At 33.0% G+C, this 12,096-nt stretch carries 10 protein-coding genes; 4 read left to right on the top strand and 6 right to left on the bottom strand.

Translation table 11 applies throughout. The features are described 5' to 3' along the window. Positions 1-86: 86 nt before the first annotated feature. Positions 87-425: a P-II family nitrogen regulator gene (gene glnK / locus H3T80_RS04960; RefSeq protein WP_110453216.1), complete on the top strand. Its 339-nt coding sequence runs from the start codon at positions 87-89 to the stop codon at positions 423-425. A 20-nt stretch (positions 426-445) separates the two neighbouring features. Beyond that, a complete protein-coding gene (amtB, locus tag H3T80_RS04955; RefSeq protein ID WP_198200395.1) occupies positions 446-1,726 on the top strand; it encodes an ammonium transporter AmtB in 1,281 nt (426 codons plus the stop codon). Positions 1,727-1,807: 81 nt separating this feature from the next. Here amtB and H3T80_RS04950 read toward each other — a convergent pair whose 3' ends face one another. Then, positions 1,808-2,284 carry a hypothetical protein gene (locus H3T80_RS04950; RefSeq protein WP_110447516.1) on the bottom strand — a complete coding sequence of 159 codons (477 nt, stop codon included), beginning with the start codon at positions 2,282-2,284 and terminating at the stop codon, positions 1,808-1,810. Between the two features lie 1,057 nt (positions 2,285-3,341). Between H3T80_RS04950 and dsdC the strand changes: the two genes are divergently transcribed. Further along, complete coding sequence (gene dsdC / locus H3T80_RS04945) at positions 3,342-4,283, top strand: DNA-binding transcriptional regulator DsdC (RefSeq protein ID WP_198200393.1); 942 nt, start codon at positions 3,342-3,344, stop codon at positions 4,281-4,283. A gap of 61 nt (positions 4,284-4,344) precedes the next feature. Here the strand turns inward: dsdC and H3T80_RS04940 are convergent, their stop codons facing one another. From H3T80_RS04940 to fdhD, 4 genes are all read right to left on the bottom strand, one after another. Beyond that, entirely contained in the window at positions 4,345-5,244 is a 900-nt protein-coding gene (locus H3T80_RS04940) for a DMT family transporter (protein ID WP_198200391.1), read from the bottom strand. Positions 5,245-5,419: 175 nt separating this feature from the next. Continuing rightward, positions 5,420-6,658 carry a nucleoside permease gene (locus H3T80_RS04935; protein ID WP_198200389.1) on the bottom strand — a complete coding sequence of 413 codons (1,239 nt, stop codon included), beginning with the start codon at positions 6,656-6,658 and terminating at the stop codon, positions 5,420-5,422. Positions 6,659-6,733: 75 nt separating this feature from the next. Further along, on the bottom strand, positions 6,734-7,552 hold the full coding sequence (locus H3T80_RS04930; protein ID WP_198200387.1) for a purine-nucleoside phosphorylase: 819 nt from the start codon (positions 7,550-7,552) through the stop codon (positions 6,734-6,736). A gap of 384 nt (positions 7,553-7,936) precedes the next feature. Next, positions 7,937-8,749, bottom strand: a complete 813-nt coding sequence (gene fdhD, locus H3T80_RS04925) for a formate dehydrogenase accessory sulfurtransferase FdhD (protein WP_198200385.1) — start codon at positions 8,747-8,749, stop codon at positions 7,937-7,939. A gap of 198 nt (positions 8,750-8,947) precedes the next feature. On the opposite strand from fdhD, the gene H3T80_RS04920 reads away from it, so the two are divergent. Then, a complete protein-coding gene (locus H3T80_RS04920; RefSeq protein ID WP_065651821.1) occupies positions 8,948-9,478 on the top strand; it encodes a DedA family protein in 531 nt (176 codons plus the stop codon). Here H3T80_RS04920 and mscM read toward each other — a convergent pair. Further along, positions 9,475-12,093: a miniconductance mechanosensitive channel MscM gene (gene mscM, locus H3T80_RS04915; protein ID WP_198200383.1), complete on the bottom strand. Its 2,619-nt coding sequence runs from the start codon at positions 12,091-12,093 to the stop codon at positions 9,475-9,477. The two genes, H3T80_RS04920 and mscM, sit on opposite strands and share 4 nt — an antisense overlap. Positions 12,094-12,096: the final 3 nt, after the last annotated feature.

The following is a 12,096-nucleotide window of genomic DNA, read 5'->3' as shown; positions in this document are numbered from 1 at the left end:
TATTTCAATGGTTAATCATTCTATACTAATTTTGGCATGCTCCTTGCATTAACTTAAATAACATTAATAGTAATAAGGAGTAATGGATGAAATTTGTCACCGTAGTTATAAAACCTTTCAAATTAGAAGAGGTCAGAGAATCACTATCCAATATTGGAATTACTGGTTTAACCGTAACGGAGGTTAAGGGATTTGGGCGACAAAAAGGTCATGCCGAGCTGTACCGTGGGGCAGAATATAATGTCAACTTTCTACCTAAAGTTAAAATTGAGCTCGCAATTAGTGATGATTTGCTTGATGAGGTAATTAGTACCATTACTAAAGCGGCTTATACTGGAAAAATAGGGGATGGGAAAATTTTTGTTACTCCACTAGAACATGTTGTTCGTATTCGTACCGGTGAAACTGATGAATCAGCACTGTAATTATCAATAAGGATATCATTATGTTGAAAAAATTTATTCTCTGTTGCGGATTTGCTTTAGCAAGTCCAGTGTTTGCCGATGAAGTCGCAATTGCAGATAAGGCTGACAATGGTTTTATGATGATATGTACTGCATTAGTTTTATTTATGTCAGTGCCGGGTATTGCACTTTTTTACGGTGGCTTATTAAGATCTAAAAACGTTTTATCCATGCTGTCACAAGTATTAGTAACATTTTCGTTGATTGCGGTGTTATGGATAGCTTATGGCTACTCTTTAGCCTTTGGTGAAGGTAACTGGTTTTTTGGTAACTTTGACCATTTTTTATTGGTTAATGTTGGTATTACTGATATTTCTGGTTCGATCTATGAAATGATCTGGATTGCATTTCAAGGTTCTTTTGCTTGCATCACTTGCTGTTTAATCTTGGGTGCCTTTGCAGAAAGAATTCGTTTTTCGGCAGTTCTTATCTTTATGGTGTTATGGTTCACTTTCTCATATATTCCGATGGCTCATATGGTCTGGGGTGGTGGAATTCTTGGTGATGAAGGCGCATTAGATTTTGCTGGTGGTACTGTGGTACATATCAATGCAGCTGTTGCTGGTTTACTCGGTGCTTATATGCTTAAAAATCGTATTGGTTACAATCGAGAACCATTAAAACCGTTTAACTTACCTTATGTTTATTTAGGTGCAGCTATCTTATATATCGGTTGGTTTGGTTTCAATGCCGGATCGTCAACACATGCTGATGAAATTGCTGGTTTAGCTTTTATTAATACCGTTGCCGCAACTGCTGCTGCTGTTTTAGCGTGGTCATTCGCCGAATGGATATTACGTGGTAAACCATCATGTTTGGGGGCAGCATCAGGCGTGATTGCTGGATTAGTGGGTATCACTCCAGCAGCAGGATTTGTTGGTGTTGGTGGTGCAATGTTAATTGGTCTTATTTGTGGGGTTGCCGGTGTTTGGGGTGTTTCATCTTTAAAAAGGATTTTAAAAGTTGATGATACCTGTGATGTATTTGGTGTACATGGCGTATGTGGTATTGTTGGTTGTCTACTAACTGGGGTTTTTGCTTCTGAGTCATTAGGTGGAACAGGTTATGCCGATGGTATCACTATGACAAGTCAAGTAGGTATACAATTAATGAGTGTCATCACTTGTGTCATTTGGACGGCAATAATAGCTTATATTGCGTATAAAATTGCTGATCTTAGTGTTGGTTTGCGAGTTTCTGAAGAGCATGAACGTGAAGGACTTGATATTAACAGTCATGGTGAAAGTGCATTTAACAGTTAAGATTATTTAGAAGGTTAAAATAAAAAATCTACAGTATGTCAATACTGTAGATTTTGCCTTATTAATTATTGTTAAGTTTTTTTAGTCATCCCAAAGCATAATAGTATTATCCTCAGTTAAGACTAAAGGTGGAGCGAAAAGGTAATCTTTAAATCTAGTTGGTAGCGATTGAACATTGTTCAAGTTAAATTGTATTTCAGGGTAAAACTTCGCAAATTCCTTTAAACGTTCATTTAGCAATTTCTTTACTCTATTTGATTCTTTGGCAATTAATATCTCGTCTTTTAACATGCCAATTTGCTTTTTATGATGTTCTGATTCAAATATTTCTTGAAAAATAAAAGAAAAACCTGACTTGTTATTATTTTGTTTATCATCATGATATTCCCTATATTCAGAATGGTGAAGTTTCAATTCCTTAATACGTAAACCAATAACTTCATCAATATGATCTGTATAATCATTTAATGTTGGGTCAAGATACGCTAAGGTTTTATGCTCAGGTATAGCATCATTGCTATGCACCAAGGTAAATAATGGTTTTTTATATGTCTTCATTCTGTAACTTCCTTTTAATTCAGGGTAAAAATAGAACAATAAATTTGACAACTAAACAGCGTTAATACTCATTATTGTCAAGGCATATCTGTTTAACTTTATGCTTACACATATAAAACAACTAATACTTTTACTATACTGCTATTTACAACTGACTATTAAAACTAATGATTTAATAAAAAATCATCTTGTTACGATATAAATAAGACTAACATGCTATTTGATAGCTTGTTTTAAACCTACTATTTTGCTGTGCCTCCTGTAATGTTATATAAATATTTATTAATAAAAATCTTTAGTTAATATTTACTATATCTAACGGAGATATAGTAATAATTATATAGCTATACTTGATTGGTTTAAGATAAATTAAATAAATCTTAATATGCTTGTTTATTTAGTTATTAATCTATAATAATAAACTGCATGTCTTAGGATGGTGATTTAGATTTGAGATATATTGATACCTCGAATTCCAATCACTGGTTGATATAAGTCCATTTTAGAAGTATCAAATCTTCTGGAAAATGTTTACTAAAAAAGGATAGACTTTATTAAGTTATCATATCGGACTTAATTTTTATGTTATTACGCTATTAAAAATATCTTTTGAAAAACAACTTATTCTTATTCTTGTCAAAGCAACGCTAATCATTCTTAATTGAGAATATCAATAATAATATTGAGACGATCAATAAACTTTTCAATACCTACAGATAACATTACTTCATTTGTGTCATTTTACTAAATGTACTAAATAACAAAATATATCAACCACGGTAAAGACTTTATTTTATAGATGCTAAAACTTATAAAAAATATAGATTACTTTTCTTTGCTATTTTTGATAACACTATACTTTTTTATGCTAATAGATACTAGTATTTTTTATGTTTTTTGTCCAGTATTTGACAAATGATCTATTATTAACTTTGCATGAGCTAAATTGTTGCAACATTATCTTTACGTAAAACTGATAAAAAACAGTGGCTTTCTGAATGGTAATAGATTAGATTAGTAAGATGATCTTGTATGGTGTTCTTTGGGATCACTGTAAATGAATAGTGAAGATAAAGTGTCAAATAGTAGCCGTTTTATTAACCGTTATCAGTTATCAAAGTTACATACATTTGAGTCTGCTGCTCGCCATTTATCTTTTGCTTCCGCCGCAGAAGAGCTCTGTATTAGTCCAAGTGCTGTAAGTCATCAAATCAACAAACTGGAAGAAGAACTGAATTTTAAATTATTTAACCGATTTCATCGAAGGATAACTTTGACCAATGATGGTAAAAATTTATTTGCAGTGGTTAAGAAGTCATTAAGTATTTTAAATCAAGAAATTGTTGATATTAAAAATAAAGATGTTACCGGTGCTATTACTATCTATTCTTGTCCATCTTTTATTCAAGAATGTTTGATTCCAAAGTTATCGCAATTTACGGAATCTTACCCCTATATCATTTTGAATATGATATCAGGCAATACCCCAATTAATTTTAACCAATATCCAGTTGATTTAGCAATCTATTATGATTCTTTGCATTATGATGAATTAGATTGTGAACATTTAATTAGTGAAACACTTATTCCAGTATGTACCCCTGATTATGCTAAGCAATTTAATCTATATAATAATATCGAAAATTTAAAAAAATGTACTTTATTACATTATAACACAGGCGATATGTTAGATTTTAGTTTTGATGAATGGCAAACATGGGCAAATTACTTTTCGTTATCTTTTGATTTTATTAAGATGCAAAATTTGCTATTCGATCGTTCAGACCATGTTGTTGCTGCAGCAATCAATAATGCTGGTATTGCTATAGGTAGAAAACAGACTCTCAAGAAATATCTAGAATCTGGGAAGCTGATTGCCCCTTTTTTAGATATGGAAGCACCATGTGCACAGCGTTATTATATTTGCCGATCACATGAAAGATATAATCCTAAAATAGATGTTTTTGTGCAATGGCTTAAAAGCCATATACAAGAATAATTATGATTCAGACAATTAAGTGCAGTAATTCTATTACTACACTTAATACATTGTAGGATTATTATTTTTTTAGGTGTTTTAAATTAGGTAAGGCAATGGCCAACAAAATAATGATCACTCCAATCCATTGGTTGAAATATACCGATTCTCTCAAATAGAAATAAGAGCATGTTACTGCAACGGGAAGTTCTGCTGCTGATAGAATAGCACTTAATGAAATGCCAATTTTTGGAATACCTACCGAGAATAAAAAAGGTGGTAAGACAGTTCCTAATAATGCCAGTAAAAAACCTAATTGGTAAATTTTATCATCAATACTGAATTCAAAGAAAAATAGTGGTGGAAAAATAATAAAGGTGACAATACAAGCTCCGGTTATCATGAGTGCACTTTTTTCTAATTTTGGTAATTCGTTACCAATATTGCTACTAGTGGTAATAAAGAGCGAATACATTAATGCTGCTAAAAAACCAAATAAACATCCAGTTAAATTCAACTTAATGGTTTGATTGAATATACCTGCGGCTAAACAACTACCAATGATAATTGTAATGATTGTTACTAACTGAATAGGCGTTGGTTTATTTTTAAAAATAACAAAATCAATAATGACACTTATCCATAAATATTGCATAAGCAAAATAATAGCAATAGATGCAGGAACCAATTGCACGCATTGATAATAACAAATCCCAACTAAGCCTGGAAATATACCAACGGCACACATATGCCATTTTTTAGTTGAGCTTTTTTTGTGTTTATTCGTTACTTTATTTTTATTGGTGGCTTTTACTATAAAATGGATCCCCCATAGTATCAGCATACCAAAGAAACATTGAACTCCAGTCACTTGGCCTAGTGTATAACCTGATTTATAAGCGGTCTTTACAATAGAAGAGAGAACGCCGAAGCTACAAGCGCCTAAAAAAACTAATAAACCACCTAAAAATTTTTCTTTCATAGCTAAATCTCATTACTTTTAAAACTATATGTGTCGTCAATTATTGGCACATAAAAATTATAACCAACAAGAAATATCCTGTGGCTTTATGTCACTATTTTTACGGTATGGGAATACTCAAAAAAACAGAGGATAAATAAGGGATGAGTTATCCCTTATTTATATTGATAAGTTATTACTTCGCAGATTCGGTTTTATGTTGATTATAATTAAAGGTAAAATAAAATACTATACCTAAAACTAATGCGTAAGCAGCAAAACTTAACCATATTGAGTGCCAATCTTTTAATCCATCATGTGTATTGATATCAACCACAATACCACTAATAAATGAACCTATAATCGCACCGATACCATTAACCATGGTCATAAATAATCCTTGGGCACTAGCGCGTATATTAGCATTAACTTCTTTTTCAATAAAGATGGAGCCTGAGATATTAAAGAAGTCAAATGCACAACCATATACAATCATTGATAGCATCAATAATACAAAACCAAATGGTGTTGGATCACCATAGGCAAAGAAGCCAAATCTAAGTGTCCAGGCAATTAAGCTGATCATGATGACTTTCTTTATGCCAAATTTGTTAAGAAAATATGGGATAGTCAAAATAAAAGCAACTTCTGCCATTTGCGAAACAGATAATAATATCGCTGGATGTTGAACAATTATGCTGTCTTGAAATTCGGCAATTTTACCAAAATCTTTTAAAAATGCACCACCAAAGGTATTAGTGATTTGTAATATAGCACCTAATAACATCGAAAACAGAAAAAATATCAACATTACTGGTTTTTTAAATAACACAAATGCATCTAAACCTAAACGTGAAATCCATGATTGTTGTTGGTTTTTGGTGATTTCAATATTGGGTAATGTCGCACTATAGATAACTAAAATAATGGAAGCCGCACAAGCAATATAGAGTTGAGCATTGCTTATATCGAATTTTAGTAAACTGATGGTCCACATTGCGATAATAAAACCTACCGTTCCAAAAACACGGATTTTTGGGAAAACCGTAACAGTGTCTAAATTACTTTTATCTAAACAGTGATAACTTAATGAATTAGATAATGCTATAGTTGGCATAAAAGCCATTGCATTAACCAGCATCACCCAATTCAGTTGATTTGGTGTTGTTACTGAGGCTGCATAAAATAACGCAATAGCACAAATAGTATGACAAAGCATAAATAAGTATTTAGGTGGAATAAATTTATCCGCAATAATACCAATAATAAAAGGCATAATTAATGCAGCAAAGCCTTTAGTACTGTAAACCAAACCAACGTCATAACCAGAAAAATTTAACGTGTTGATCAAATAAATACCAAAGGTCGTTAACCAGCTTCCCCAAATAAAATATTGGAAAAACATCATGACTTGTAATCTATGTTTTATGTTCATTATTTATATCCAAAATAAAGTGAACTGCTAGTATAAAATTATAAAAAATTACTTTTTAGAATTACCTATTAAAAACTAAAAACGAGCAATTGTTTTAGTAATCAATTGTAAGAAAGTTGATTTAACTCGTTCAGCGGTTTCAATAACTTCTTCATGACCTAAAGGTTGATCTAAAATGCCACAAGCCATATTGGTTAAACATGAGATTCCGATGGTTTTAATACCTGAATGATGAGCAATGATTGCTTCTGGCACGGTTGACATACCAACAGCATCAGCACCTAATACTCTGATCATTCTAATTTCTGCTGGAGTTTCATAAGTCGGGCCAGTCCACCATGCATAAACACCTTGTTGTAATGTGATATTAAGTTCTTTAGCTACTTCGCTAACAGTTGTGCGTAATTGTTTATTGTATACTTCGCTTACATCAAGAAAACGTACACCTAATTCAGGATTATTCGGCCCCATTAATGGGTTATTAGCGGTTAAGTTAATGTGATCTGTAATTATCATTAAATCACCCGGTTTAAAGCTGGTATTAACCGCACCACAGGCATTAGTAATGATAAGTTTTTCTACGCCAAGCATTTTCATTACCCGAACAGGGAAGGTAACTTGATCCAATGAAAAACCTTCGTAGTAATGAAAACGCCCTTTCATGGCAACAACGGTTTTATCGCCACAGTTACCAATAACTAATTCATTAGCATGACCGACAGCAGCAGATTTGGCAAAATGAGGGATATTGTCATAAGGAATATGTACTGCATCTTCAAGAGTATCGGCAAAAGGGCCTAAACCAGATCCAAGTATAATTCCAATTGTAGGTTTTTTATCTGTTTGTTGTTGAATATAGTTTACTGCTTGTTGTATATCTGCTGTTTGATGCATGACTTTATCCTTTCAAATTTTAGTATACGCTTAATTGATAACACGATTAAAAATCATTATTTAAGAAACTTTTTTACTAATGATTTAATTTTGAATTCAAAAAAATCATTATGATTATTAATCAGTTATGTGAAATTATTTATAATATCAATAACTGACAATTGATTAAAATTAGAACAATCATTTAAAAAATAATATATAATAAAAACAAAGTTGTTCTTATTTTCGGCGTATATTATGATGATCTTCGATAAATAAAGAAAGATATGAAATAATATATATTGAATTAAATTTATTTTTATATTAAAAATCAATAAATTGAATGGTTAATTATTTTATTGGTTATGTAAAATAATTGTTTAGTCTGAATTTATTATTGATAGCCTATTTCTCAGTGATTCGTTCACTATCGGTATAAATTACTCCTTGGGTGTTTCTAAAAAAACCAACTAAAGTTAAATTACTTTGTTTGGCTAGTTCAATTGCCATTGTCGTTGCTGCTGATACGGCAAATAGAATTTCTACACCACTACGAGCTGTTTTTTGTACCATTTCATAACTAGCTCGGCTTGAAACAAGAATTATTCCTTGTATGTTTTGCTTAGTTTCTTGTTGTATTTTTGCTCGATAACCTAACAATTTATCTAATGCAACATGTCTGCCGATATCTTCAAATCCAGCAATAAAATTACCAGTTAAATCCAACCATACAGCCGCATGCGTACAACCGGTTTGTCCCCCAACAGTTTGAACTTGCGTTAGATAATCAAGGGCATGATGAAAATCAGATAAACGGATTTTATCGTTTGATAATAGAGGCTGAGTAAATTGACAGACTTGCTCTATTTGTTCTGTGCCACAAATACCACAACCAGTACGACCGGCTAAATTGCGACGCTTTTCTTTTAATTGCATAAAACGTCTTGACGATAGTTCAATATGGACTTCAATACCTTGTACTGTTTCAATAATATCAATGCTATAAATTTCACTAACTGATTCTATAATTTTTTCAGTTAATGAAAAACCAATAGCAAAATAATTGAGATCTTTTGGGGTTGCCATCATGACGACATGAGAAATACCATTATAAATTAGTGCCACTGGCTTTTCTGTGGCTACCGTATCATCTTCTGATGGTTGCAATTGACCATGTTTAAATTTATTTACATTAAAGTTTTTAATGCCCACTGTCATGGTTTATCTCGTAATAATTGTATGACTGAATCTAGCTATTATTTTAAATATAATAACTTAGCTTAGTATCAATAAAAAGCCCAATATTTAGATTAGTTGATTTTGTAAGATTCTACCAATGGTTAATCCCATTAGAATTATCATATATTTGTTGTGTTAGAATAAAGCCTATCCAAAATGATTATGCGAGGCAACTTTATGTCATTAAATGAAATTACGCATACGATTATGCAGTTTATTGAAACTCATCAAGTGTGGTCTCTGCCAATTATTTTTTTATTAGCATTTGGTGAATCATTGGCTATCATTTCTTTACTAGTTCCTGCTACAGCAATTTTATTAGGAGCCGGAGCTTTGATTGGAACTGGAGTGATTTCGTTTGTTCCAGTTTTGGTTGCGGCATCGTTAGGAGCTATTATTGGCGATTTAATTTCTTACTGGTTAGGCAAACATTATCATCAACAGGTAATTGCTTCATGGCCATTGAATAAATACCCGAAAATGGTGTTTCGTGCTGAACAGTTTTTTCAGCGTTATGGGACATTTGGGGTGTTTATTGGACGATTTTTTGGTCCTTTGCGAGCAGTAGTTCCTTTGATTGCTGGCACCATGCATATGCCAGCAACAAAATTCAATATTGCCAATGTGGCTTCTGCTCCTATTTGGGCATTTGTCCTATTGGCACCGGGAGCTTTTGGGGTGCCATGGTTAGAAACAATTTTTGGCTAAACTGTGCCAATAGTGTAACTTCGGCGACCACTTTTACGACCAAGCGCTTCTAAGTTCGTTTGCAATGGCGGGAATGGTAAGGTCAAGTTATGACGTCGATAAGCATCTAAAATGAGTTTATGTATGGCACTTCGTAATTTCATTCGATGTCCCATTTCTGCCGCAAATACGCGTAATTCAAACAGTTGGATTCCTTCTTGAATATCAACTAAAAAGACTTGTGGTTCTGGATCGTTAAGTACAAATTCACACTCTTCACAAGCTTGTTGTAAAAGTTTCATAACCAGTTCACTATCTGCATCAATGGTTGCTGGTATGGTTAATACTATACGAGTGATTGAATCGGATAAGGACCAATTGACTAATTGTTCAGTAATAAACGCCTTATTTGGCATGACAATTTCTTTACGATCCCAATCGACTATAGTAATAGCTCGTGTACTAATTTTAGTGATATTACCGGTTAAATCTCGAATCGTAACGGTATCACCAATCCGCACCGGTTTTTCAAACAAAATAATTAAACCGGAAATAAAATTAGCAAAGATCTCTTGTAGACCAAAACCTAAACCAACACCAAGTGCAGCAATTAGCCACTGTATTTTAGCCCAATCTATACCAATGAATGAAAAAGCAATCATACAACCTATCATTAAAATGATGTACTTCGATACCGTTGTAATTGCATATCCAGTACCCGGCGCTAAATCTAAATGTTGTAAAATGCCTAACTCAAGTAATGCAGGTAAATTTTTAACCAATTGAACAGTAATGGTCATGACTAAAATAGCGATACATACCGCACCAAGAGTGATATGTTGTTCAATCTCAGTGCCATTGATAATAGTACTTGTACCCCAAAGCTTTATATTATTCATAAAGGCAAAAGCCGAATGAAGTTCCGACCAAAGTAAGATCATACTGATTAATGCTATAAGCATAATAATTGATCTGACTAATTGTAATGATTGAGCACTAATTGCATCTAAATCAATAATAGGTTCATCGACATTATCATTGATTGAGTTTATATCTTCTTCGATGCCTTTGGCGCGTTGCATACGCTCTAATCGGCGTTGTTTAGTCCGTTCGAATTCAATACGACGTTTTTGTATCCACATCCAACGGCGAATCATAAAATAGATAACTAACAAGCCAAACCAGATTATGACTGAGGCTTCTAATCTGCCTAATAAAACTTCTGCCGTCGATAAATAACCTAAACAAGCAGCAATAATAGCTAGCCATGGTGCACTTAATAGCATAAACCACAAAATATGACTTAATACGTTATCACCCGAACCTTTCTTATCAATATAAAGAGGAACGCCAGCTCGATGAATTGAGTTAGTCATAAACACTAAAGCAAAACAGAGGATAATAAATGCTATACGACCGATAGTTGCAGCAAATTGGCGATTACTAAACTGATCAAAACTCATCACAACGACAACTAATGGAATCACGACCCAAACAGATAGTTGATAGTATTTCATTGCGTGACGAACATTTTGTTTTGCCCAACCAAAGTGAGTAATAAATAATCCATTTGGAGATGCAAAGTGTGCCGTAATGATGAATACCCACAAAATAGGCGCTGCGGCATTGACACCATAACCTAAAGCAACTGCGACAGGGTAATCCCAATTAATTTGTAGCGCATAACCCAATGCTGCCCACAAGATAGGTACAGGTAATGCCATTATCAATGAAAAAATAATGACTTTTAAAGTTAAAGAATAATTATCTTGAGTGACTTTGCCGACTCGAGTAGCTGATTTATTTAAGAATGTGTTGTATTTGCCTCGCATTTTAAAATGCACATATACAAACATTATCGATAATACTAAAAAGAATAGTGGTTTTGGTGCACTAAGCACTTCTAAACAAGCATTGTAGAGTTGTGATAACGTATCGATTGAAACGGTGATATACACCACATCTTTGGCTAAGTCTAAAGGAAAACTAAGTGAAATAGGGTTAACATCAGCAACCCAAAAGAAGTAACGATGAGCAGCATCATTAACTTCATCGATAGCATTGGTTAATTGATTATTGGAAATTTTTAATTTAGTTAATTCAAGAATCGTGGTATCGGTTCCTGAGATTAATGTTTTAAGTAGTTCACTTTGCTCGCGTAACAATCGTCGATATTGACTGGCTGATTTAAGATTATTTAAAGGAATGCTTAATGTCGGATAATTATCTAATCCGTTTAAGGTATTTGAATAATTAAGCTGTTGTACTTTCGCTTCAGCGATTTCTGCATCAAGTGGTTGTGACTTAGGTTTTTCTGGTAATCGCAATAGTTGTTGGCGCAAAGTTTCACCTAGGGCAGTTGAAAAACTTAACCATTCGCCTTGTTCAGCAAGCGTGGCAAGGGTATTTTGAACATGTGAAATTTGGGTATTAATATTATTTTGTTCATTAATGATGCTAGTTAAATGTGATTTTTGGTACTCCATATTCTGACGAAGATCTTCATTTTTTTCATCAAGTTTAGTGATCACTTCTGCAAGTTGATCTTCATTATCAATAACAGGTATTGATTCTTCAGCTACAGCAAAGCATGAAATAGCAAGTAATATCCAACACAAAAAACCACGCATCAACATAGA

The organism is Gilliamella sp. W8145 (assembly GCF_016101145.1).
Classification (GTDB): Bacteria; Pseudomonadota; Gammaproteobacteria; order Enterobacterales; family Orbaceae; genus Gilliamella; species Gilliamella apis_A.
The sequence above is the reverse complement of the archived record's forward strand: the minus strand, read 5'-3'. Positions and strand labels throughout refer to the sequence as shown.